This window comes from Pontibacter sp. YIM B11418 (assembly GCF_059278805.1).
Window position 1 is genome coordinate 364,982 of sequence record NZ_JCAEMH010000003.1, and the last position, 25,055, is coordinate 390,036.

Consider the following 25,055-nt stretch of genomic DNA (forward strand, 5'->3'; position numbering starts at 1 on the left):
CACAACCGGATTGTGCGTTAATAGATGGTGTACCAATCAAGATAAAACTATGGACAGACATAATAATTGGCAGGACCGACGCGATGATCGCACACACGACAACCGTCGATTAGACGAATCGCAGTACAGGGGCGCCTACCGTTTAGACGAAGACAGTCACTACACCACCTACAACCGCTCCCGCCATGGCGATCTGGGGGAGAGAGACCGCAACCACGATAACCACGGAGGTGACTACGTATACCGCCGCAGCCGCAACCTGCAAGACAACGATGGCTATACCGAGCGTCTGTACCAGCAGAGCTACCGCGGCGGAAGTTCACGACAAGGAATTGAAAATGACTTTGGTGGACGCTATGGTGGCAGCGCAGGTATGCGCGACAACCGATCAGACTATAGCAGCAGGGGTATGCGTGGTAGCGATCAGCAGAACGGTGATTATTACAGCCATCATTCCAGCAACTTCGACGCCGACTACCGTCCCGATAACCTGCCGTATCAACGAGGTGAGAACTATGGCAACATGGCCGGCTCCCTGAGCTATGGCTACGACGGCGGCTACAACTCCGATCCGGACTATAACCGTCGTTACAATCCCCTGACCGGTGAGTTGCGCCAACGCCAGGGCAGCTACGAACAGCGGGAGCCACGCCGCTATGGTCCACCGGATAACACCGCTTCCAATCCGGATTATGACCGCTACTAAGGTATAGCCATAACCCTGAAGCTAATACAGAGTAAAACCGAAGACAACTAAAACAGCTAAAAGATGAACGCAGATAAGAATAAAGACCAGAACAAAGATCAAAACAAAAGCAAAATAAACGAGGGAAACAAAGTACCGAACATCCACCCTACTGCCAGGAAGGATTCCACAGAGCAAATTTCACGTTCTGAGGAGAGTGACCAGGCCGGTCGTAGCATTGGCAACGAGCCCCGCAGCGGCGGACGTCAGGGCGGTAAAAGTGTGGAAGACGGCGGACAGGATGTCGGCAGCAGTGCTGGCAGCCGCTAACATTTAAATGGATTTGCATAGAGGAAGGCTGGGGATGACCCGGCCTTCTTTTTTTATGCCTGCCCTTATTTCGTATATTTGGCTATACCTTGTTTGCCACAGCAAAGTATAACAGGTATAGCCGTTTACTCGGTATAGGCTTTTTCAATGGAGAAGATCAACTCACAGGAGCACTTAGTCATTATCGGCAACGGCATAGCGGGCGCTACTTTGGCGCAGCGCGTTCGGCAAGGGAGTGACTGCCGCATTACGATGGTGTCGGCAGAGTCGCCGTTGCATTTTTCCCGCACGGCCCTCATGTACGTGTATATGGGCCATATGCGCTTTCAGGACATCGTGCCCTATGCCGACTGGTACTGGCAGGAACAGCAGACCGAGTTAGTGCATGACTTTGTGGAGCGTGTGGATACAAGCGACAAAAAGCTGGTGTTGCGTGATGGCGCTCCTCTGCCCTACGATAAACTGGTGCTGGCCACCGGCTCCAGCGCCGCCTATTACGACTGGCCCGGTCAAGCACTGAAAGGTGTGCAGGGCCTTGTCTCGCTGCAGGATCTGGAGATGATGAAAACCAACACCGCAGGTATAGCACAGGCAGTGATCGTAGGTGGAGGATTGATCGGTGTGGAGATGGCTGAGATGCTACGGAGTCGTGGCATAGCCGTGACCATGCTGATTCGGGATAAACTGTACTGGCACAACGTGCTGCCTCGGGAAGAGGCCCAACTCGTGACTGACCACATCCGACAACACGGCATCGAACTATTGCTACAGGAAGAACTGCAGGAGATCTTGGCTGATGACGCAGGTCGGGTGCGCGCTATCCGGACGCGCACCGGCAAAGAGCTGCCCTGCCAGTTTGTGGGCATCACCACCGGCGTAAAGCCGAACGTGGATTTCCTCAAAGGTTCAGGTATAGACATCGACCGGGGCATTCTGGTAAACGAGTTTTTCGAAACTAACCAACCCAATGTATACGCTCTCAGCGACTGCACCCAGTTCCGAAACCCGGCGCCGGGCCAGCCGATGATGGAACAACTCTGGTATACAGGTCGGCTGCACGCCGAGGCGCTGGCTTCTACCCTGCTCGGTAATCGTAAGGCTTACCAACGGGGTCCCTGGTTCAACTCAGCCAAGTTCTTCGATATTGAATACCAGACCTATGGCACCGTGCCCGCGCAATTAACGGAGCAACAGGAATCGCTTTACTGGCAGAATAAAGAGGCGACAAAGGCAATCCGCTTCCTCTACGAAAAGGGGACAGACAAGCTGTTAGGTATAAATTTACTCGGCATCCGCTACCGCCACGACTTGTGTCACCACTGGTTGCAGCAAGGCTATACCTTACACGCGGTCATGCAGGAGCTGCCGGCCGTCAACTTCGATCCTGAGTTTTTCCAGCGCTACGAAGAAGAGCTTCTTCACCAGTACTATACCCGTTTCCCGGACCGGCAACCGCCAGTTAAACACAGCAACTGGTGGGAGCTGCGCAAGCGCTTCGGGCTGTTTTCTAATTCTACTTCCTGTTAATTACTGATCATACTGATGCAAACTGCCGTCTTTTCTGAAACTACCTCCATAACTTCCAACACTTCACAAAATGTGCTGAAAATGGCGGGTCTGCTGCTTATCAGTATCGGGCTATTGGGTATACTCGTGGCTGCCGCAGGCGCTGAATATATCTCCCCTGTTCTCACCGGACTGGGTGGTACGCTTGTCTTAACGATTGGCGCTTTAGTTTACATCTGGCAAAGTAGGTGGTACAAATCACCTGCCGAGCAAAACCACGGACGCTGGCAACAGGAGGCCACTTCCCAAGGGCCTTCGGCCTGGGTCATTGGCTTTGTGCTCACCGGTTTTTACGTGCTGCTCTACTGGTTCCCGGACACATTGCAAGGATTGATTCAGGCCACGGAGCCCCTGAGTCAGTGGCTGCGCAGCCGCCCCAGCGACCAGTGGTTCCTATATGGTACTTTCTATACCCTGGCTATTCTCGTCATGGGGGTATACGCCCTGCTCAAGTACCGCAACAGCCGCTACCACATTATCCGTACCATTTCGGTGATGTTTTTCCAGTTGGGTTTTGCTTTTCTGCTGCCGGGCCTGCTGCTCATGCTCAACAAGCCGGAGTACTACTTCAGTTATTTCTGGCCGCTTAAGTACGATTATCTTTTCCCGGGCACCATAGACTATCTGGTGCGCGACGGAGCCGCTTTGGGCATATTTATGGTGTTCTGGGGAGCAGTTTTCTCGTTTCTGGCTACGCCGGTACTCACCTACTTCTACGGCAAGCGCTGGTACTGCTCCTGGGTATGCGGCTGCGGCGGACTGGCTGAAACTGCCGGCGACCCCTACCGGCACCTCTCCGACAAGAGCCGCAAAGCCTGGCGCTGGGAAGTGGCCATCATCTACCCGATCCTGGGTTTTGTCATCCTCACGACGCTTTTCCTTTGGATCAACTCGTGGAGCGAAGGCCGTTTGCTGGGTGATTTGTCGGGAGGCTTTGCCAGTACGTATGGCTTTTTTATCGGGGCGATGTTCTCTGGCGTGGTAGGCGTGGGCTTTTACCCGCTGATGGGCAACCGGGTGTGGTGCCGTTTTGGCTGTCCGATGGCGGCATACCTGGGTCTTCTGCAAAAGCATTTCTCCCGCTTTCGTATCAGCACCAATGGCGGACAGTGCATCTCCTGCGGCAACTGTTCTACTTACTGTGAAATGGGCATCGATGTGCGCTGGTATGCGCAACAGGGCGAGCCGATCATTCGGGCATCGTGCGTGGGCTGCGGCATTTGCGCACATGTTTGTCCGCGTGGGGTCTTGAAGCTAGAGAATGGGCCACGGGAAGACCGCTATGCAGGCTCTCCGCTCATCAAGCGCGACGAGTTGCGGATTCTGAGTTAAGCTCTAAGCGGGAGGCCCGTAGTCTATACCTTAATAGGTTTCCGCTTCTCTCAATTTCGCTTAACGAGACAGCAATCTACCTGTGTAGTGTTTCTCTTTTTTATCATAGCTCCCCTCATTTTGCCGGGAATCCAAGTCAGAAAAACCTATAAGCTACAAACGCATCGCGGGCACCTGTTTCTTACAAGTGCCCGCGATGCGTTTAAGAGAACAGGTTAGCTGTTGCTATACCTGTAGGTGTTACTGCAATTCTTCCTGCTCCATGTATTCCCACATGGCGTCTTCGCTGGCGCCGATCTTCGCTGCATAAAGCAGCATGGTTGTGTAAACGGCGATCAACAAAAAGCTAAGTGGAATAGAGAATACAAAAGACACAACGAGCGTCTTAACCGGATCAGGCTTTGTCTTCATTTTGGTAGATGCATACCAGAAAAAACAGATGTTAAAGATGCCGGCAAGCGCAATAAAATTGATGATATCTAACATTGGCTAAAAGTTAAATGTTGGTTTTTGATTCTTCCCAAGAAGTGTAGCATTCAGGGTATAAAGCCAAAAAGTACACATTTTAGTTCAAATCAGGTTGTGTGTTTTTTATGTCAGGATAGAATTATATATGTGTTTATATTTAAACAGCATAGTGCAATTTAGGCGACATTCTTTTAAATCACAATAATTGTTGTAAAAATATTTAACAATATATTAACAGTACAACAAAATGGCTTTTTCGGGGCCTGAATAAAGCATTTATAAATGATAAAATCTTCATAACTAGTTACTTGTATTCTGAAAGGACCAAATCAAAACCTGCCTTATCCCGAAAAAAAACAAGCCATTGCAGCGTATTTATTTAACTTATTTGATTCTCACATCCTTCAGCCCGGTGCGGCCATAAAACACCGGAAAATACATCAGTTCTGCCTTAGCAGGATTTACTGTGTACACGCCGCTGTAGCGTGGCAATAGCTTAATGGTATAGGTATGCCTGCCTTTAGGCAGACGGTCAGCGAAAATGGCGACTTTGTGCCGGAAATATTCCCGGTGAACCTCGTAAGCTCCCCTGCCTGTTTTCTCGTCGTAAGAGCAGCCGGCAGGTATAGGCACTTCAATCAGCACGTAATCGGCATCGGTTTTGGCCTCTACTTCTATTACCAGTTCAATTGGCTTGCCAGCTGTTAAAACGGCTTGGTTTGCTATACCTTTAAAGGAGGTTTTTACTACAAAGTCTTTCTGTACCGGCTCCGGGCTGGCGTTCCAGTAAGTCTGGTAGGCAGTCAGGTATAGCGGCAGCTTGCCGGTTTTGCGGATAACCAGCGGCTGGCCCGGCAGAAACGTGGTATCTACCGGAAATTTACTTGCTTCCAATCGCAAAGGCCCCGTCAGTTGCAGGGTGTTTTGGAGTGGCTGATCGCCTTCTTTTTTATTGAGCAGATCAGGCAGCAGCGTTTCCAGTATGCGGGCCGACTCATAGGTATTGCGCCAGTGGCCGTTGCGACGCTCGCTCAATAAATAGGCACGGATACTGGCCAGTTCCTGCTCGTGACCACCGGCTACTTTCAGAATGTCGTAGGCCAGCAGCGTGTTGGAAATGTAATTATTGAAGAGGCTATACCTTTTCTCGCCCCAATGCAGCCCCCCGAGTGTGGTTACTTTCTTATATTTCTGCAACGTATCGAGCGGGGCCTCCAGTTTGAGCAACTGCCGCATGCGCGTGAGGCGCAGCTGTTCTTCTAAAGATAAGCCCTCCCGCTTCGAAAGCTCTTGCACGTAGCGATTGTAGTCAACCTTGGCTTGTAGTTTGTGTAGCGTTTCGAGCATCAGCAGTTTGTCCGTGAAGCGGGCCTGCTCCAGCCGGTAGACCATAAAATCCTGCAGCTTCTGCTCGTCGTATTTCGGTGCATAGCCTTCCACTTTAGCCAGCGACAGCGCTTCTACTACGTGACTCGTGATCCAGGTATAGGCCGGACCAGACTGCCACCAGGTCCAGGCGCCTTCCGGCAACTGTGTCTTTTCGAGATGACGTACCAACCGACGAACCATACGTTCGTGTGTAAATTTTTCGCCTAGCTGCTCCCGTATGCGTTTCTCCAGCAGTAGCGCCTTGAGTTTGGAGGCTGCCTGCTCGCTGCACCAGTATTCATATTTATGCAGGTAGTCGATTTCCTCGAGCATCACCTCCAGCAGATTGCCTTTTGCGTGCAGCTTCACCGGGCCTTTGGCCGGTTCGAAGTCCAGCGTCAAAGTTGTGTCAGCGTGCAAAGCCAGAAAGTGGCCGGTAGTTTCTTCGGTGCCTTTCGGGTATACCCGGATGTGACGTCGCTCGCCGTCGGCCATACCTTCAGCTGACCGCAAGGCAAAGAGCACTTCTACCGAGTCAGGCGCCACAGACGGAGCTGTAAAGGTGAGGGTATCGGTATAGGCGCGCTTGAGCAAAATCTGACTTTCACGTACCTGCTTGCCTGCCACCTCGAAGCGTGTGCTGACGTTGGAGGAATCCGGCAGGTAATTGAGCGCCTTGCCGATGACCTGCGTTTTGTCGCCTTCCACCAGAAAGCGCGGCATCGCCAGCGTGGCCATCACTGCTTTAAAGGACTTGATGCTGGTGCTGTAGATGCCCGTGCGTTTTTTGCCATCCATACCCAGTACATAAGTGTTCCAGCTAGTAATATCGCCCGGGAAAGTGACCGGGAAGGTTGCCTGGCCTTTGCGGTCGGTGAGCAATCGTGGCTGCCAGAAGGCGAAGTCCGAGAAGTTCTCGCGGATGGCACCTGCCTCATCTACCGGCAACTCTGCGGTGAGCCCTTCAGGACCAGTTTTGCCACCGATGATGATCACACCGCCAGCCGCTACGGAGCCATAAATCGCCATCCCTGCCGCTGCGTCCAGCTTCGTCATCGAAGCGACCAAAGCCGGATCCAGGTCGGATAGTTCTCCGCTGTAGGGTATTCCGTTCACTATTATAAGCGGCGAACTGGCGCTTTGGATGGAGGCGTTGCCTCTGATGCGTATGACTCCATCATGCGCTATTTGGACTCCCGGAGCAATTCCAGCTAACTGATTAGCATAAGTCACCTCACTTTTCCGCTGCGCCCCATAACCTACCACCACTACTTCTGAGAGTTGTTTCATATCCTGACTCAAAGAGGTATCTACCACTCTCCTGCCCTCAGTAGGAACTTCGGAGGTTGCAAACCCGAGAAAGCGGAATACCAGCACAGCATTAGAAGGCACACCAAGCTGATAATAGCCGTTCGCATCAGTAGCCGTTCCGATGTGTGTTCCCTTCACCAGCACGGCCACACCCGGCAGCGGCTCACCCGACCCTGCATCCACGACTATGCCTGATACGGTGGTGCTGTATTCGTCCAGACCAGAGGTATAGTTGTCATTGCGCATCTGCCGGATCACCTGCTGCTGCGCCTCTATACTTACACTACGCTGAGCTTCTCTGATTCTTCTGTTGATCAACTGCTGCATCGTCTGGCTATACTTGTCGGCCTGTTTCTGAGCGGCTGGTTGAAGGTATAGCTGTACCTGTCCGTTTGCCTGCACACGCAGGTCGGTAGTAACGTAGCTGCTGTTCGGGAACAGCAGTGTCAGCTGGTATTTGCCAACCGGTATACCTGACACCAGCAGTGTGTTGCCGCTGTAGAGGCGCGCGGAGTCGGGTTGACCGGCCTTGTGCAGTAGGGCAATGGTAGGCCTTTGTGTAAAGGCGCTGTCAAGTCGCCAGCCTGCACGGCCTTTGGGGAGGTAGTCGTCGTAGCGCGGATTATTACCCAAGGCTTTCTGTAACCAGAATTCCCGGTTCAAATCCTCCCACTCCTGCTGCAGTTGTTGTTCAGTTGAGGCTTTATCATAAAGTGGCACCGCATTGCGCTCCTTCTTGTTCCAGTTGCCAAGATGAACATGCTCGGGCAGGAGCTGACGCTCACGCATTTTGAGCAGCTCCCGCTCAAAGGTATAGGTATAGCCCGGCTCCATGTCGAAGGTGGTGTTGAAGCGGTTATACCTTGTAAACTGCAAAAATCCGGGAGAGAACGGCCCCGCCAGCAGGGACTTTGCAGATGAGTAATAATGGTCGTTCCGGGCAGGGTTGCCCTGAATGCGCAACACCCGGCGGCCCTGCTTCAGGTAAGCCAGATCGCTGCCGAAGTTTTGCTCCACCTGCAGCAGGTAGCCGTGCAGGTTGTTGCGCTCCCGGATTGAGAGCGCATGTTCTTTTTCAGCTTTTGCCGCATAGGGTACATCAGACTTTGTGATGTCGGCACTCAGCACCAGTTTGTGATAAGGCCGCAGGTATACGCTGTCCAGTTTGATCAGCTTGTCGGCCGTGCGCATCATGATGGTATGATAGCCACTATCAGCCGCAAAGGAATAGGCGGGCATCACGTCCGTCCCGGAGAAATACACCGGCACCCGATCCAGGTATACCACATGCACCGGGACCACACGGCCGGAGTCCACTACAAAAGGCGAGAATTGTGTGAGGCTGTCGCGGGAAAGGCTGTATTCTGTAAAAATGCCCTGCTTCGGGTATAGGAAATTGTAGTAGGCTATGCTGTCCAGCCCCATGCGGCGGCTCCATACCTGCCAGTCCATCAGCTGCGAGGTAGCTTTGTCTTCGTTGTTAAGCTTCAGTTTCTGGTATGATTTGCGCCCTTTATACCTGTCCCATGACGGCAGTGTGGGCACACCCTGCGCCGTGAATTTGGAGGTGATGGCATAGGCAGTGAGGTCAGCGTTGGGTACTGGCTTGCCTTTGGCATCACGCACGGTCACGGTCAGGTCGCTCTGCTGGCCCGGGTAGACAACCTGTGGCGCTTCCACTTCCAGGTTCAGGGTATACCTGCGGTGCGGAGCCACTTTTTCATCTGACCGGATCTCACCGCCCCACATGTAGCGGAACGTCACAAAATAAGGGTCGCTGCCGCGCAAAGCCCGGGTATAGCGCAGCTCCCGCTCCTGCCCTCTTCCCTGCTCCACCAATTTATCGCCCCGGTACACGAAGTACCAGTAAGGCAGCTTGCGCGGATTGTCGAGCACAAAGTAAAGCGAGTCCTTGCTTCGGTCGGTATAGGCCTGTAGCTGTGCATTTTCGGTATTGAGGGCAAGTGATACCTCCTGCTCCGGGGTCTGCAGAATGTAACGTCGCACGTAAGGGTTCACAGGCAAACGGTAAGGCAGTTGCACCTGCTGCTCCAGCACTTTGTTGCCTTTTGCGTCTACGGCAATCAGCTGCGCCTCCTGCGGCGCGGGCTTGTCGCCTTCCAGATACTGAGCCAGCAGACTATCCTGCGAGAGGGAGAGTTTCAGCTGCCCCGGGGTATAGGTATAGCTGGCATCAGCGGACTGGAAACTGCGTTCGTTGCTGCTGTTCAGAAAATCAGCCCTCACCTGATAGCGCAAGGAGGCTTTCGGGAAAGAAGTGGCAGGTATGGAAATGCTTGTTTCGCCGGTAGCTTCCAGCGGCAGACTGTGCTTCCAAAGCGTGTCGGGTACGAACACCTGCTGCTCCCGCGACCCGAATACCTGCCGGGTAAGCACCACAACCTCTACCCGGGCATCGAGCAGATTGAGTCCGTTGGCGTCGGTGCCGCGCACGTGCACCTGGTTTTTTACACCAGCCTGGTGCTCCTCGTGCGCCAGTCGCAGGATATACTTGTTTTCCTTTAGTTCATAGTCTTCGTAGGTGAACGAGTGGCGTACCAGCACATCCTCCCGCTTATTGGTTCTTTCCAGCAATAAGTTATAGGTAGCATCCAGCCGCAGGTTCAGGCTGTCGTGCAGCACAAACCAGCCTTCGTATGCTCCTTTGCGGTAAGGCTCGAGCTCCCCCAGTTTTTTGCGCTTAATATCATAACCATACAGTATCAGCTGCGCCTCGTACGGCACGGGCTTGCCATTCCTGTTCACCACATACGCCTTATACCTGACCGTGTCGCCGGGTTGGTATAGTGGCTTGTTGGTGACCAGGTAGCCTTTGTATTTTTCAGGTTTCTCGCGACGATAGTCCTCGTCAAAAATAGCAACCACACTGCGGATCCAGCCTTCCGGATGCCCCCATTGAATGGTTCTGTACACATCCCGAAAAGGCTGCCAGGTATAGTAGATCGGCCAGGTGTTGATCAGTCGTTGCCACCACTTTGGTTTGTAATGATACTGATGCTGCTGCGGCGCGAGTTCTTCATAAAAGGTATGGCCCTGGTGGCTCACGCTGACTACTCCCTTCTTTGGTCCTTTTTTCAGCCGGTAAGTGTTCGTCTTGCCATCAAAGGGCACACGCTTTTTGCCAGCCATTACTTCCGCACCCGTTACCAACTGTCCCAGACTGTCGTGCACCAGCAGGGCAAGCTCCGGTTGCAGATGCAGCAGCTTCGCCTGCAGTTGGCTCTTTGTCTCGAGCCAGTAAATCAGATCGGGACCTTGGGCGTGCATATAGAGGTAGTGGCCGTGAGGCAGTGGCTTGGTGTAGGTCTTCCCGATCGCAAATGAATCGATGACGGTGTGGAAGAAGTTGTTTTTCACCACGTCCGGCCCCTTTTCATAAATCTTCAGGGCTTGCCCGTCGGTAATTTTATAGATATAGGTATAGGGGCTGCGCAACTGAGAGTTAGCCAGACGCCCCTGCGCGAAGGCAGGCACGGAACACAAGAAAATAAAGGCGAGCAGCAGTAGTTGTTTCAGCATAGCGGTGGGGTCAATTCCCTATCAATATACTAAAAATAGTATATTCTTATGCCTGATTGCCAAAAGCCCTTTCAGCATTAGTTACGCATGTTCAGGTACATTTCTTAGCAACCTGCAACAACACACCACACTATTTTTTCATTTTAACAATAATCCACCAGAACAAAGGCGCACAGGATGAATCCTATTACAGCTACATTCCTTTACAAGTAACTGTAAGCTTTAGTCCAATAAAAAAGAGCTCTCTGACTGTTTAACTAATTTAATTGAAAACAAAATAACTATATACCAATTACCTCGTACTTTAAAAATACAATAATCACCCAGTAGCTTGTTTTAAATTTTATGGAATTTAATAAAGGACATTCCCGCTATTAAAGCACCCTCCTTTATTTTTTAAATCTTTTTAAGGGACGTCGCCATGGAAATAACCAACCACACCTCGCACCATAATCGCCATATCTTTTTTGTAAAAGGCCTTGTGAAACAGCAAGCGCTCGATCAAATCCGCCAGGCAATCGCCGAGGCGCCAAGTGATTGCAACAAAGAACTCTGGATTGACTGCTCGCACGTCGACCGCCTGCACCTGACCAATAGCAGCATCTGCTCTTTTGTGAGTGAACTGCTCAAGATCCGAAAACAGGATGTAAAGGTGGTGCTCTGCGATATGAATGCTACCACAGAGCGCATGTTCCGCCTCCTCCGCCTCGACTCGCTTTTTGAAAAGGCTAAGTCTTTTGAGGAAGCGGAACAAGCAAAAAGCCCGCAAATCGCTGCCTAAGCCTTTTTGCTTTGCCATAAAACCAAAAGAGCGCCTCTGCAAAACAGGGGCGCTCTTTCTTTTCAGACTGTATACCTATACCTGCTACAGGCTCATGGTAAGGATCTGCTCCACATCTGGCACCTGAATATCGGCTCGCTCTCCCAGATTCTTCACGCCGCGCTCTTCAAAACGTTTCACAATTTGCTGGATTGTGCTTTTGTCTACCTCGTAGTCCCTGAGTTTGGTTCGGATACCCAGCGACTCAAAGAAATCGACGGTGGCCTGCACGGTGGCTTCGATGCGCTCGTCCTCACTACCCTGCCTGATGCCCCATACCCGCTCACCATACTGCAGCAACTTTTCTCTTTTCGTATCGCGCTTGTAGCGCAGCAACGACGGTAACACAATGGCCAGGGTGCGCGCATGGTCGATGCCGTGCAGGGCAGTCAGTTCGTGACCGATCATGTGCGTGGCCCAATCAGTCGGGACACCTACCCGGATCACCCCGTTTAGCGCCATAGTCGCGCACCACATGATGTTGGCAGCCGTGTCGTAATCAGTTGGGTTTTGCAGCGCTTTCGGCCCCTCCTCCTTCAGCGTGATCAAAATGGATTCCGCCAGACGGTCCTGCAGCGGCGCATTAACCGGATAGGTCAGGTACTGCTCCAGCACATGTGTGAAGGCATCTACCACACCATTACTGAGTTGGCGCAGAGGCAGCGAGAAAGTGGTCTCCGGATCAAGGATGGAAAACTTAGGAAACGTAAGCGGCGAGCCGAACGAAAGTTTCTGTCTGGTTTCTTCCCGCGTGATCACAGAACCGGAGTTCATCTCAGAACCTGTGGCCGGCAAGGTCAGCACGGCTCCAAAAGGAATGGCTTTGGTCACGGGCACTTTCTCGGAACATATTTTCCAGGGATCGCCACCTTCGAAAGGTATAGCCGCTGCGATGAATTTAACCCCGTCGATGACAGAGCCGCCGCCTACGGCCAAGATGTAATCCACTTGCTCCTGTTTTGCCAGGTCTACTGCCCTCATCAGAGTTTCGTAGCGCGGGTTGGCCTCTATGCCGCCAAACTCTACCACCTCATACCCTTTTAAGGCGGCCATAACCTGTTCGTATACGCCGTTTTTCTTAATACTCCCGCCGCCATAAGCCATCAGCACGCGTGCATTAGCCGGTACTTCAGTAGCCAGGGCTGCGATCTGCCCCTTTCCGAACAGGATCTTAACGGGGTTATAAAAAGTGAAATTGTTCATAAATTAAATTCTGCTAATTAATTGGTGTTATAATCTGCCGCTTTCACAAGCAGCTTGCCCGTGTTCTCGCCTCTGAATAAGCCGAAGAAGGCCTGTGGCAGTTGATCAAAACCTTCTACAATGTGCTCTTCGTACTGCAGTTTACCAGCTTTTACCCAGCTTACCATTTCAGTTGCTGCTTCCGGAAAGCGGGCGGCATAGTCGCTCACGATAAAGCCTTTCATCAGGGCGCTCTTTTTGAGCAGGACAGGCTCCACCCGCGGACCAGTCGGCACTGAGGTGGCATTGTACAGCGCGATCTGTCCGCAAACCGCAATGCGGGCGAATTTGTTTAACAGGCTATACACAGCGTCTGATATCTCCCCACCCACATTGTCGAAGTAAACGTCCACCCCACCAGGACAGGCAGTTGCTAAAGCCTCGCGCATGTTGGAAGTGGTTTTGTAGTTGATGGCCTCATCAAAGCCAAGCTCGTTTTTGAGATACGCTGTCTTATCATCGGAACCAGCTATACCTACCACGCGGCAGCCTTTCAGTTTGGCGATCTGCCCGACTACGGTACCCACTGCCCCCGCCGCGCCGGACACTACGACCGTCTCTCCTTCCTTTGGCTCTCCGATGAATAGCAGACCGCAGTAGGCCGTCATACCCGGCATGCCCAGTATACCCAGGTGGTAACTCAGCGGCGCCAGGTCCGGGTCCAGCGGATTGAGGCCCTTGCCGTCGGAGATGCTGTAAGTTTGCCAGGGGAGGTTGCCCAGCACAACGGCACCTGACTTATACCTCTCGTTGCGACTTTCCACTACTTCCGCCACCACACCCCCGGCTATGGGCTCGTTCAGGTTATAGGGCGCCACATAAGATTTGACATCACTCATGCGGCCGCGCATGTAAGGGTCCACCGATACGTAGAGCGACTTCAGCAGCAGCTGTCCCTCTTGCAAGCCGGGAAGTTCTTCTTCTCTAAACTCAAAGTTCTCCTCCGTAGGCATGCCCTGCGGACGGCTTTTCAATAAAATGCTTCTGGTTTTCATAGGCTCTGTTTGTTATACCTATTAGTGTATGCAAAATTGGCCCTGTGGGTTATAATTATACTTGAATCAGGCGGCCTTAAACGAAAAAAGGATGCTACCGGCCCTTTGCCGATAGCATCCTTCACTGCGATGTACTACTGTTGCTTATTTCTCGATCGTTTTAAATATCATGTGTGTCAGGAAATCTTCCAGCTCGCCATTGCCGTCTTCGTGTATGTTCGTCAGCGAGGGCAGGTGCAGCGCAAAGAACTTCTGGTAATGCGCACTCTCCGCTATTGTGGAGACCAGGGAGGCCGGGTACATATAATCCGGGTTGATTTCGTGCACGATGCCGGCTATACGCTTGCAGAGACGCTTGTAGCTCAAAAAGAAACCCTCCTTGTTGTTGGCATCCACCGTCTTGGTAAGGTAGGCTTTGGCCGACTCGGCCACCACAATGCGCTGCAGCGTTACCTCGTCGATGTGCTCAAAATCCATATCGTTTTCGATTCTACCTGACAAGATGCTAATCGCAATGCGCAGGCGCTCCTCCGGCGACTCAATGTTGTTAATGGCGAACACCAGCCTGTACTCCAGCCAGTTCCAGTACCACGAGATCAGGTACGAGAGCAGCATGTGCTTACTGTCGAAGTACCTGTAGATGGTTGCCTCCGTACTGTTGATGCGCTCCGCCAGTTTTTTAAAGGTGAAGGCCTCCAGCCCCAGTTCATCAATCAGGAGAATGCCGTGCTCGACGATGTCACGCCCTTTTTCGGATCCCTCCGGGTCTTTGAGGTATACCTTCTCCTCTACTTTGATCTTAATATTTGCCAGCAAGTTCTTCATGAAGTGTCTCCGTCAGGTTTTCAGCGTCATTGTAAAAGTTCACCACGCCGGTTTCCACGTTATACATTCCGCCTACGATGCCAATCTCGCCTTTTTCTATCATTTCGCGAAGGATCGGGCTATTTTTCTTTATCTCACCGATGGCCCACACCACGTTGGTTTCGGCCACTTTTTCTACAAATTCGTTGTTTTTGGAGCTCCGCTCACCGGCATACTCCACAGCGTTTACGGCTGGCGCTATCTTGTGCAGCAGTGTGCTCAGGTTGCCCATCTCTATGTGGTCGCAGGCTCCTTTTATGGCGCCGCACCTGCTGTGTCCCAACACCACGATCAGCTTGGAACCGGCCACTTTGCAGGCAAACTCCATGCTCCCCAGTATGTCTTCGTTCACCACATTGCCGGCAACGCGGGTACTAAAGATATCACCTAAGCCCTGGTCGAAGATCAACTCAGCCGAGGTGCGGGAGTCGATGCAGCTCAACACGATGGCAAACGGAAACTGATCTTCTGACGTTTCGTTGACCTGCTGCAGCAGGTTGCGATTCACTTTCAGGTTGCTCACAAAGCGCTTGTTGCCTTCCAACAGAATCTCTTTTGCGCGCTGTGGGGTTAGCTCTGCCTGTGTTTCTCTATTTTGCGTTCTCATGGATTTTACTATTTTTTGAATCATTGGGTAATCTTTCGAGCAACCTGCCCGGCAAAGTTCGGATGTTTTTAGAACTTCCTCTCTTCGTATTTCAATTTTTCACTCCCAGTCGTGTCCTTTATTTTCAGGTGGCTGTCTTTGCTGCGGACAGGTCTGTGAGCATGCACCCATTACTCCAGATGCCCATGCCGATTATGTCCTCTGCGAAAGTGGCAATAGTGCCGGGAGACAGAGGTAGACCGGACATTAAGCCACATAGTCTTTAACGGTAAGTATAGCGCATTCTGCTTAAGGTATAGGCTCATAACCTCAATTCGATAGTTTTACTATAATACTACAAAGTAAAGCCACACACATTTCAGTTCCCAGTTTTTTCGTGATTTTTATTACTGGCTGTATGATTTATATCATTGTTTTCAGGAGCAGACACTCGTAAATCGCAATCTGGAAGGGAGGAGCCGGTACTGCCCCGCAGGAAGCATGTCTGCTGAAAGTTGTATATTTGCCTGCTCTGCCATTGGACAGCAGCGTACCGGCAAAGCCCTTTTATTTATCATTAAACCCCGCTTACGAGTATGCAACAGTGGAACAAACTCAGCAAGGACACCATTCAGACGATTGTCTTCAACGCCCTGGCCGAGAACGTGAATTTCTATGACGAGAACATACTGGGTATACCTGGCTCGCACCTTGATAACAAAGTGTTTTACCAAGATGCCCCTTTTTTGAAAGACGCTCCCTTCCTGACGGCGCTGATCCATAACCCCAACCACATTGGCTGCCATACCCTGGGCGCTTCCGAATCTTTTTTCAGGGGCACGCACCAGATCGAGCGCGAGCTGATCGGTCTGTGCGCCGAGCAGATCCTGAAAGCTGAGCCCGGAAGCTGCGACGGCTATGTAGCAGCCGGCGGCACGGAGGCCAACCTGCAGGCCATCTGGATTTACCGCAATTACTTCCGCAACCGCGACGGCGTGCGCAACGAGAGCATCTGCATTCTGTGCTCCCGCGACAGCCACTACTCCATGAGCAAGGCCGCCAACGTCTTCGACCTCGACATCGCTACGGTGCAGGTGGACAGCGACACACGCACCATCGACGAAACCCACCTGCAGGAAGTGATCGCTGCCCAGAAAGCAAAAGGCAAAAGCCACTTTATTGTGATCACTAACATGATGACAACTATGTTTGGATCAGTTGATAACGCTGAGTTATATGCAGCATCACTTGAAGATAACAACTGCCAGTTCATGATCCATGTGGACGCGGCTTTCGGCGGCTTCATCTACCCTTTCACTAACCCCAATAACACGCTTAACTTCCAGAACAAGCACATCACCTCTGTGACGCTGGATGCGCACAAGATGGTACAGGCGCCATACGGCACGGGTATTTTTCTTATCCGGGAAGGCTTTATGCAGCATGCCAACACCAAGGAAGCCAGCTACGTGGAGGGAGAAGATTTTACGCTGATCGGTAGTCGCTCCGGCGCCAACGCCATTGCCGTCTGGATGATCCTGATGACCTACGGACGCTACGGCTGGGAGGAAAAAACCACTACCCTGCTCAACCGCGCCGCCTGGCTGGCCACTGAGCTCGACAAGGCAGGTATAGCCTACTACCGCAACCCATACTCCAACATCATCACGATCCGCAGCGAGTACCTGAACAGGGGCATCGCCAGCAAGTATGGCCTTGTGCCGGATAATCACCATGACGCCAATTGGTATAAGGTGGTGGTGATGGACCACGTGACCATTGATCGCCTGATCCCGCTACTCGCGGATTTGAAAGCCTACCAGCAGGAAGCCTGCCTAGCAGAATAAGCTATACCTGACAGGTAACCCATAAATCAGAAAAGGCTCCTTTAGCGGGAGCCTTTTCTGATTTCTATCAATTGCTATACCTACAGCGACTCCGTTAGCTGCCGCGGAGCGGCTATACCTGTTCCCTTGTAGTGCTGCAGAAACAGCGCCAGTTTGTCCATGGTCTGGCTCAGCTCCTGTAGCTCGGGCAGGTATACGATGCGGAAATGGTCGGGCTGCTGCCAGTTAAAGCCGCTCCCCTGCACCAGCAGCACGAGTTGCTCCTGCAGAAAATCCAGCACAAAAGTCTGGTCGTCAGCAATAGCGTACTTCTTCACATCAATTTTCGGAAACAGGTAGAAAGCGCCTCTAGGCTTTACGCAGGTAATGCCAGGTATAGCCGTCAGTTTCTCGTAGCAGATATCCCGCTGCTGCCTTAGTCTGCCCGTTGGTAACACCAGGTCCTGCATCTCCTGATACCCCTCCAGCGCCGCCTGTATGCCGTACTGCGCCGGCACGTTGCTGCACACCCGCAGGCTAGCCATCGTGTTCAGCCCATCGATGTAGCTCCTGGCTTTGGCTTTGTTGCCGCTCACCAGCATCCAGCCCGCCCGGAAACCGGCGGCCAGGTAGTTCTTGGAAAGTCCGCTGAAAGTGACGGTCAACACCTCGTCCGAAAAGGTGGCCGTAGAGCGGTATTCCACTTCATCGTATAGTATCTTGTCGTAGATTTCGTCTGAGAACATAACAAGGTTGTGTGCAGCGGCCAGTTCTACCAGTTCCTGCAGCAGTTCCGGGGCGTATACCGCGCCAGTCGGGTTGTTAGGGTTGATGATGACAATGGCTTTGGTGCGGCTCGTGATCTTACTTTTGATGTCGGCCAGGTTGGGGTTCCAGTCGGAGGCTTCATCGCAGAGGTAGTGCACGGCTTTGCCGCCCGAAAAGCGCACGGCTGCTGTCCAGAGCGGGTAGTCCGGCGAAGGCACCAGCACCTCGTCGCCGTTGTTGAGCAGCGCTTGCACCGCCTGCAGGATCAGCTCGCTCACCCCGTTACCGAGTGAAATATCATCTGTATGGATGCCGGCTATACCCTTGGCCGTGTAGTAGTTTCTGATCGCTTCGCGGGCGGGCAGGATGCCTTTGTGGTCGGAATAGCCTTGGGCATGGCGCAGGTTATCCATAATGCTTCGGGTGACCGCCTCGGGCGCGTCAAAGCCAAAGGGAGCCGGATTGCCGATGTTCAGCTTCGTGATACGGTGCCCCTCCAACTCCAGTTCTTTCGCCTTCTCGTATATGGGCCCACATAGTTCGTAATGAACCGCATCGAGCCGCGTGCTGCGTTGTATCATAATCGCTTAAATTTTTTCAAATTTAAGAGTTCGTCCGGTATTCCAAGCCAGGAGTCGCCCTAAAAAACACTGGTGTATCTGCCAGCCGGATAATGAGAGCAGGCAGGTTGTTACGGCCTGAAAACGAGTACGGCTCCTGTGCATAAGTCAGGATCCGTACTTGAAGACATACTTCACTAAAATCACTTTTACCCACTGGATTTCAGATCGTTGACATAGTTCTGGTCCAGTACCGGAGTATAGCCTCTCAGCAGATTCTGCACCACGCTACCGGTCTCCACAGTATAGTGCATCAGGCACTTGCTGTTATCGCCATGCCGCCCGTGCGGCGCGTCCTGGTGGTTCTGCTGCATGGGTGTGCCGGCATTTACCAGACCCAGGATTGCCCCAACTCATGCTGCAGCACAACACTCTCAAGCTTTGTTCTGTCTGGCTGGCCGATACCCACTGATATACCGCGGATCGTATGATCAAACAAGGCCATGGACGTATTGCGGTAAGCCACCCCCAGCACCTTGCTGTTGTCGGTGTCCTCCGCATACCTGCTGTCGGCAAAGAAGAAATAGACCGCGATCGTATTGGGCCGGGTGTACTCGGTGCGGCACTTTTCCTCAATGCCCACCAGGTCCTGTGCCGTGTAGGCGCTTTTGCCGGGCGCTGGAATGGCGGCCTGCTTTAGAATGATACCGCCGGGTTTGTCCAAGTATTTCTCCATCCAGCTGCTCTTAACAGAGCGCAACACTTCACCTGAATCATACAACACAGGATATCCTAATCGACTGATATCACGCTATCCCACTGCCTAATCATCACCTGACCTCCAGCCTGTTACTGATAACTACCTTGAGCATTTAACCTCCGAACACAACCAAATGCTAAAAATATTAGTACAAATGACAACTATATTAGCAAATACTATATATATTTGAGCGATATTTTACGAAACAGCACTATGGAAAAAGCCTATACCTTGAACACCCTGCCCGACCACCTGGAGATTGTGCCGCTGGACTTACCCGATCTGCTGGAACTCCCGATCAGCCAGAGCTACGTAGCGGCAGGTTTCCCCTCGCCGGCAGAGGATTATTTAGAAGACAAGATCAACCTGCAGCAGGTCCTGATCCGGAACCCGACCGCCACTTACCTGCTGCGGGTGCGGGGCGAGTCGATGCGTGATGCCCGCCTGCACGACGGCGACATAATCGTAGTAGACCGCTCCCTCAAGCCCAGCCACGGGCACATCATCATTGGTGTGGTAGATGGCGAGTTCACAGTAAAACGGCTGCTGCAAAAAGGCCCCCGGCTATACCTGCAGCCGGCCAACGAACTCTACCCGCCCGTGGAGATCACGGAAGAGATGGATTTTAAACCCTGGGGCGTCGTGGTGTGGTCGCTTCATAAAGTAAACAGCAGCCATGACTAGCCTTTTCGCCCTCGTGGACTGCAACAACTTTTACGCCTCATGCGAGCGGGTCTTTGATCCAAAGCTGGAAGGCAAACCCATTGTGGTACTCTCCAACAACGATGGCTGCATCATCGCGCGGTCCAACGAGGCCAAGGCGCTGGGTATACAAATGGGCGAACCAGCCTTTAAAGCAAAAGATATAGTAGAACAGCATAACGTGCACGTTTTCAGCAGCAACTATACCTTGTATGGCGATATGTCGGCACGGGTGATGCAGACGCTGGCGCAGTTCACACCCAACCTGGAGGTATACTCTATCGACGAGGCTTTTCTGGATTTAGGTAATTTCTATGGCCGCGACTTAAACCAGTATGCCGGAGAGCTTCGGAACACCGTCAGGACCTGGACAGGTATACCTGTGTCGGTGGGTGTGGCCCCGACCAAGACACTGGCTAAACTGGCGAACCGGCTTTCTAAAAAATCGAAGAAAGCGGATGGCGTGCTGGTACTGACTGACGAGCGGCACATACAGGAGGCACTGCGTCGAACCGAGGTAGGTGATGTGTGGGGCATTGGTCGGCGCTATGCCCGCAAGCTGGCCGGCTTTGGCATCCATACCGCGCTGGACCTGCGCAACGCTTCCGATGCCTTCGTGAAACAGCACCTGACCGTGGTGGGCCTGCGTACAGTGCGGGAGCTGCGCGGAGAGCCTTGCCAGGATCTGGAGATGATAGCGCCCAACAAGCAGCACATCTGCACTTCCCGCTCTTTTGGGTATGCCGTCACGTCACTGTCGCAGTTGCAGGAGGCCACCGCCAACTATGCTTCGCGCTGTGCAGCCAAGCTGCGGCGCCAGAAAAGCTGTGCGGGCGCCATTACCGTGTTCGTGGAGACAAACCGTTTCCGGGAGAGCGATGCCCAGTACTTCAACAGCAAGACCATCGCGCTTCCCACGGCCACCAACAGCACCCTGGAACTGCTGCACTACGCCAGCCTGGCCCTGCAGGCGCTCTACCGCGGAGGCTACCGCTACAAAAAGAGTGGCGTGATTGTGTCGGAGTTGCGGCCCCAGAACCAGGTACAGACCAGCCTCCTCGACACCGTAGACCGCGACAAGCACCAGCGCCTGATGCAGATTATGGACAAACTCAACAGCGCATGGGGCCGCGATACGGTCACCAGTGCCGCCCAGGGCACCACCCGCCCCTGGCAACTGAAATGCGAAAAGAAGTCTCGTTGCTATACCACGCAGTTGGAGGAATTGCTGTGTGTTGGCGAAGAGATGAAAGTAGCTATACCTGCAACAGCGTGATAAGGAGAACAGGGGGAGTTTTCGTGCATGATTGACACACCCCTGCCCCTCTCAAAAGGGGAATCTCCGCCATTGCCATTTCATAGGTATAAGTGTTATAGCACAGAATACTGACAGGTATAGCAAGACTAACTTGCACTTCAGCTACGAAGGTATAGCATCAGCCAGGTGCGCTTAAATGACACTCCACTGTTTGAGCGTTCAGCGAGTGGGGGTAGGGGCCCTCGATTTGGAGGGTCTTGATTTTTTTGCTTACTGGGGGTAGGGGCCCTCTTTCTTTTCATCAAGGAAAAAGTGAGTGCCCGCCGCACAGGCTAAGCAATGCAAACTGTTTGCTATACCTATACCTGACCTGGGCCAGAGGCCCCACTATAGCAGTCACGAGCGTGGACGCTCGCGCCATAAAGAATCAACATAACAAACACAGCAACTCACTATGAAAGCAGAAGAATTTTTGAAAGGCCGCGGCGCACAGTACAACCCCGCCAACCCCTACCTGAAGCAGGAGTACGTGGCTGCGCACATCGAGGGGCTGGATGAAGCGATGCTCTCCAACACCAAAACCGAGTTCTTTGCCGAGCACCCGAAAAAGATCGTGAACAAGGTCGAGAGTCCAGATCTGGGCCTGTCCTACTCCATGAACCCGTATCAGGGCTGTGAGCACGGCTGCGTGTACTGCTATGCCCGCAACACACACCAATATTGGGGCTATGGCGCCGGACTGGATTTTGAGCGCAAGATTATCATCAAGGAGAACGCCCCCGAGGTGCTGGCCCGGCAACTCGAAAATAAAAACTGGCAGGTGATGCCCATCATGCTGGCCGGCAATACCGACTGTTACCAGCCCATTGAGGCAAAGAAAAAGCTCACCCGCCGCATGCTGGAGGTGCTGCTGGAGTACCGCCACCCGGTCAGCATCATCACCAAGAACGCCCTTATTTTGCGTGACCTCGACCTCTTGCAGCAGCTCAACAAACTGGATCTGGTGCATGTCAACATCAGCATCACAACCTTAGATGAGAAGCTGCGACAGAAGCTGGAGCCCCGCACCGCCACGGGAGCCAGACGCCTACAAGTGGTCAAGCAGCTGGCGGGGGTTGGTATACCTGTCAATGTGATGGTGGCGCCCATTATACCTGGTCTCAACGACTCCGAGATTCCGGCCATTATCAAAAGTGCTGCTGAGGCGGGCGCCAGCAGCGCGGCCTATACCATTGTGCGACTCAACGGCAGCATCGGCCCCATCTTCGAAGACTGGATCAGAGAAGCTTTCCCCGACCGCGCCGACAAAGTGCTGAGTCAGATTGCTGACTGCCATGGAGGTCAGCTCAACGATAGTCGGTTTGGCACACGCATGCGCGGCGAGGGCAAATTTGCCGAGGCGATCAACAAACTTTTTAAGATGAGCTACAACCGCTACATGGCCGGCCGCAGCATGAAACCCTACAACTATAATCACTTCTGTACCAGGGCAGGTATACAGATGAACCTCTTTTAAAAGTTGAAGATAACATGATCTGTATCTTACCAAATGGACAGATAAGCAAATTAACACAAAAGTATAGACCGATGTGCTTGTAATTACAATGTGCCCTCGCTATTATTGAGGGGTATAACATTTAAACCGTCCGTCAGGTATACACTTACGACACCCCGCCGCCTGCTATTTCACGACAGCAAAACGATTGCATGGAACACGGAAACGATATTACAGTAAACAGTTGGGCTGAGGTACAGTCGGCTTTGTTTGACCATAGCTGGAACGAGAACATCAAGCGCTTTCGCTCCTCTCACGTTTACCGCGGCAGTTGGAGTAAGGAGTATGACCTGAGCACCAGCCTAACCCGACTCGGGAGCCGCTATTACGAACTGGAGCCCCATATCCTGCGGAACTTCCGGAAGTACGCACACAGCAATGCCGCGCCCGGCGACTCGGTATGGAACTGGCTGGCCGTGGCACAGCACCATGGCCTCCCGACCCGTCTGCTGGACTGGACCTACTCCCCTTATGTAGCACTGCACTTTGCCACTCAAAACCTGGCCAGCTACAACGAAGACGGGGCAATCTGGTGCGTGGATTACGTAAAAGCCAATGACTTCCTGCCGCTAAAACTTCAGACTGCTATCAAGGAAGAAGGTTCCAACGTGTTTACACCCGAGATTCTGCAGCCGGTCTGTTCATCCCTTAAAGAGCTCTCCTTGCTGCAGAACGAGGAATTTGTGGTGTTTCTGGAGCCGCCATCGCTGGATGAGCGCATTGTGCACCAGTATGCCCTTTTTTCGCTTATGTCGAATGCGCAGGCCAACATGAGCCAATGGCTGGAGCAGCACCCGGAACTGTTTTTCAAAGTCATTATACCGGCCGGACTCAAGTGGGAGATCCGGGATAAGCTGGACCAGGCCAACATCACCGAGCGGGTGCTCTTCCCAGGATTACAGGGACTAAGCCAGTGGCTGAAGCGCCACTATACCCACGAATAAGTTTTTTACTAAAAAAGGAGGCTCAGGCGCTGTATCCTCACGAAATATCCATACTTTCATAGACTGTATTACACCGAATACCCATACCTGGCCATGAACTCCTTTTTACCCCGCACACATGAAGCGATCAAAAGCTTCATGCTGAAGAACTTACCACCCTACCACCTTAAAAAAAGCCTGAAACCCGCTACTGCCGTACTGGCGGCTGTACTGCTGCTGGGCTCCGCTTCCTGCACCCAGGACAAAGAAGCGCATTCCGCTACACTGCCAGCTACGACAGAGAACTACGAATTGCCAGGGCAGTCAACTGATAGCACCAGCACCGCCTCTGCCGACACAGTAGCGGCACAGACACCAACTGCTGCTCCAACACCAACTCCTGCCACTGAAGCACCAACCGTATACCCGGGACCTGAGCCACTGCCCGGTGCCATCCTGCCGCACAAGCGTATATTGGCCTATTACGGCAACCCACTGTCCAAGCGCATGGGTATACTGGGCGAGTATCCGGTTGAGGAAATGTTAAACCGTCTGGATGAGGAAGTAGCCAACTGGGCCAAAGCCGACTCGCTGACACCTGTACAACCCGCCCTGCATGCCATTGTGGTAACAGCGCAGGGCCACCCGGGCCGTGGCGACAAATACCGCCTGCGCATGACCGACAAAATGATCGAGGATGTGCTGGAGATGGCCAGGCAGCGCGATGCCATTGTGTTTCTGGATGTGCAAGTAGGTCGCAGCACCCTGCCGGAAGAACTTCCTCGCCTGACACAGTTTCTGAAGCTTCCAAACGTGCACCTGGGTATAGACGCCGAATTTGCAATGAAAGAGGGCGAAGTACCGGGCAAGAAAATAGGAAGCTTTGACGCCGAAGACATCAACTACGCCACCGGCCTGCTGGCAGACATTACAAAGGAGCATAATCTGCCACCTAAATTGCTGATCGTGCACCGCTTCACGCAGCGCATGATTCAGAACTCCCAGGATATTGAATTAAGACCGGAGGTACAGGTAGTCATGCACATGGATGGCTGGGGGCCGCCGGCGCTTAAAAGAGACACTTACCGCCGCTTTATCGTTAAAGAGCCGGTGCAGTTTACGGGTTTCAAAGTATTTTACAAGAACGACACGCGCAACAACTCCCGACTGATGACACCCGAGGAGATTCTCAAGCTAGACCCGAAGCCACTTTATATTCAGTATCAATAGAACCAAAGAGAGCGTAGCTACCTGCTACGCTCTTCTTATTTTTGTCCCTCATCTAGACATAAGATTTGGTCAAGTCTAGGCTGCGCGCTAGCAAGATCTTTTCGGGATGACATAAAAATAGAACGGGAGGACCTTGGCTTATACCTTCTTCTAAAAAGCGATCGGCTATACCTGGCAACAATAATGCTGTAGGTAGGACCCGGATACTGATTAAAAAATTTCGCTACCACGCCAAAAAGGCTTTCAGATTATCGAAAATATTGCCGAAATTATCAACATACCTGCACGCAGCTAAGAAATTTGAAATTTTCGGGATCAGCAGTGAGTAAAAAGGCCCGGATTTTGCGTTACAGGTATAAGATAATT

General features: G+C 52.5%; 20 protein-coding genes. 11 read left to right on the top strand and 9 right to left on the bottom strand.

Features of this window, described 5'->3' with window-relative positions; genetic code table 11:
- The first annotated feature begins 49 nt into the window (after window positions 1-49).
- From AC4QZR_RS09295 to AC4QZR_RS09310, 4 genes are all read left to right on the top strand, one after another.
- Window positions 50-706 carry a hypothetical protein gene (locus AC4QZR_RS09295; protein ID WP_494480658.1) on the top strand — a complete coding sequence of 219 codons (657 nt, stop codon included), beginning with the start codon at window positions 50-52 and terminating at the stop codon, window positions 704-706.
- Between the two features lie 63 nt (window positions 707-769).
- On the top strand, window positions 770-1,015 hold the full coding sequence (locus AC4QZR_RS09300) for a hypothetical protein (RefSeq protein WP_494480659.1): 246 nt from the start codon (window positions 770-772) through the stop codon (window positions 1,013-1,015).
- 147 nt (window positions 1,016-1,162) lie between these two features.
- The gene (locus tag AC4QZR_RS09305; RefSeq protein WP_494480660.1) at window positions 1,163-2,542 is read left to right on the top strand and encodes an NAD(P)/FAD-dependent oxidoreductase; all 1,380 of its coding nucleotides are present in this window, start codon (window positions 1,163-1,165) and stop codon (window positions 2,540-2,542) included.
- A gap of 15 nt (window positions 2,543-2,557) precedes the next feature.
- The gene (locus AC4QZR_RS09310) at window positions 2,558-3,913 is read left to right on the top strand and encodes a 4Fe-4S binding protein (RefSeq protein WP_494480661.1); all 1,356 of its coding nucleotides are present in this window, start codon (window positions 2,558-2,560) and stop codon (window positions 3,911-3,913) included.
- 240 nt (window positions 3,914-4,153) lie between these two features.
- Here the strand turns inward: AC4QZR_RS09310 and AC4QZR_RS09315 are convergent, their stop codons facing one another.
- Window positions 4,154-4,399, bottom strand: coding sequence for a hypothetical protein (locus AC4QZR_RS09315; RefSeq protein WP_007652719.1), 246 nt, complete (start codon window positions 4,397-4,399; stop codon window positions 4,154-4,156).
- 366 nt (window positions 4,400-4,765) lie between these two features.
- A complete protein-coding gene (locus AC4QZR_RS09320) occupies window positions 4,766-10,600 on the bottom strand; it encodes a carboxypeptidase-like regulatory domain-containing protein (RefSeq protein WP_494480662.1) in 5,835 nt (1,944 codons plus the stop codon).
- Between the two features lie 421 nt (window positions 10,601-11,021).
- On the opposite strand from AC4QZR_RS09320, the gene AC4QZR_RS09325 reads away from it, so the two are divergent.
- Window positions 11,022-11,381 (top strand): STAS domain-containing protein, encoded by a 360-nt coding sequence (locus tag AC4QZR_RS09325; RefSeq protein ID WP_494480663.1) that lies wholly within the window; start codon window positions 11,022-11,024, stop codon window positions 11,379-11,381.
- An 84-nt stretch (window positions 11,382-11,465) separates the two neighbouring features.
- On the opposite strand, the gene AC4QZR_RS09330 is transcribed toward AC4QZR_RS09325, so the two are convergent.
- The 4 genes from AC4QZR_RS09330 to AC4QZR_RS09345 form a co-directional block, all read right to left on the bottom strand.
- On the bottom strand, window positions 11,466-12,623 hold the full coding sequence (locus AC4QZR_RS09330) for an iron-containing alcohol dehydrogenase (protein WP_494480664.1): 1,158 nt from the start codon (window positions 12,621-12,623) through the stop codon (window positions 11,466-11,468).
- Window positions 12,624-12,640: 17 nt separating this feature from the next.
- Window positions 12,641-13,657, bottom strand: a complete 1,017-nt coding sequence (locus AC4QZR_RS09335) for an NADP-dependent oxidoreductase (protein ID WP_494480665.1) — start codon at window positions 13,655-13,657, stop codon at window positions 12,641-12,643.
- Window positions 13,658-13,801: 144 nt separating this feature from the next.
- On the bottom strand, window positions 13,802-14,482 hold the full coding sequence (locus AC4QZR_RS09340) for a TetR/AcrR family transcriptional regulator (protein WP_494480666.1): 681 nt from the start codon (window positions 14,480-14,482) through the stop codon (window positions 13,802-13,804).
- A complete protein-coding gene (locus AC4QZR_RS09345; protein WP_253406001.1) occupies window positions 14,457-15,128 on the bottom strand; it encodes a carbonic anhydrase family protein in 672 nt (223 codons plus the stop codon). Before AC4QZR_RS09345 ends, AC4QZR_RS09340 begins: the two co-directional genes overlap by 26 nt.
- Window positions 15,129-15,703: 575 nt before the next feature.
- Here AC4QZR_RS09345 and AC4QZR_RS09350 point away from each other — a divergent pair.
- Complete coding sequence (locus AC4QZR_RS09350; RefSeq protein ID WP_494480667.1) at window positions 15,704-16,954, top strand: pyridoxal phosphate-dependent decarboxylase family protein; 1,251 nt, start codon at window positions 15,704-15,706, stop codon at window positions 16,952-16,954.
- Between the two features lie 80 nt (window positions 16,955-17,034).
- Here the strand turns inward: AC4QZR_RS09350 and AC4QZR_RS09355 are convergent, their stop codons facing one another.
- The 3 genes from AC4QZR_RS09355 to AC4QZR_RS09365 form a co-directional block, all read right to left on the bottom strand.
- Window positions 17,035-18,282: a pyridoxal phosphate-dependent aminotransferase gene (locus AC4QZR_RS09355; RefSeq protein WP_494480668.1), complete on the bottom strand. Its 1,248-nt coding sequence runs from the start codon at window positions 18,280-18,282 to the stop codon at window positions 17,035-17,037.
- A 188-nt stretch (window positions 18,283-18,470) separates the two neighbouring features.
- The gene (locus tag AC4QZR_RS09360) at window positions 18,471-18,635 is read right to left on the bottom strand and encodes a hypothetical protein (RefSeq protein WP_494480669.1); all 165 of its coding nucleotides are present in this window, start codon (window positions 18,633-18,635) and stop codon (window positions 18,471-18,473) included.
- Between the two features lie 14 nt (window positions 18,636-18,649).
- Window positions 18,650-18,997, bottom strand: a complete 348-nt coding sequence (locus AC4QZR_RS09365; RefSeq protein WP_494480670.1) for a hypothetical protein — start codon at window positions 18,995-18,997, stop codon at window positions 18,650-18,652.
- A gap of 237 nt (window positions 18,998-19,234) precedes the next feature.
- On the opposite strand from AC4QZR_RS09365, the gene AC4QZR_RS09370 reads away from it, so the two are divergent.
- The 5 genes from AC4QZR_RS09370 (at window position 19,235) to AC4QZR_RS09390 (ending at window position 24,689) form a co-directional block, all read left to right on the top strand.
- Window positions 19,235-19,705, top strand: coding sequence for a LexA family protein (locus AC4QZR_RS09370; RefSeq protein WP_494480671.1), 471 nt, complete (start codon window positions 19,235-19,237; stop codon window positions 19,703-19,705).
- Complete coding sequence (locus AC4QZR_RS09375; protein ID WP_494480672.1) at window positions 19,698-20,999, top strand: Y-family DNA polymerase; 1,302 nt, start codon at window positions 19,698-19,700, stop codon at window positions 20,997-20,999. The genes AC4QZR_RS09370 and AC4QZR_RS09375 overlap by 8 nt, the downstream gene beginning before the upstream one ends.
- Before the next feature lie 436 nt (window positions 21,000-21,435).
- Window positions 21,436-22,497: a PA0069 family radical SAM protein gene (locus AC4QZR_RS09380; RefSeq protein ID WP_494480673.1), complete on the top strand. Its 1,062-nt coding sequence runs from the start codon at window positions 21,436-21,438 to the stop codon at window positions 22,495-22,497.
- 191 nt (window positions 22,498-22,688) lie between these two features.
- On the top strand, window positions 22,689-23,480 hold the full coding sequence (locus tag AC4QZR_RS09385) for an FRG domain-containing protein (protein WP_253406008.1): 792 nt from the start codon (window positions 22,689-22,691) through the stop codon (window positions 23,478-23,480).
- Window positions 23,481-23,573: 93 nt separating this feature from the next.
- Entirely contained in the window at window positions 23,574-24,689 is a 1,116-nt protein-coding gene (locus AC4QZR_RS09390) for a hypothetical protein (protein ID WP_494480674.1), read from the top strand.
- Window positions 24,690-25,055 lie beyond the last annotated feature (366 nt).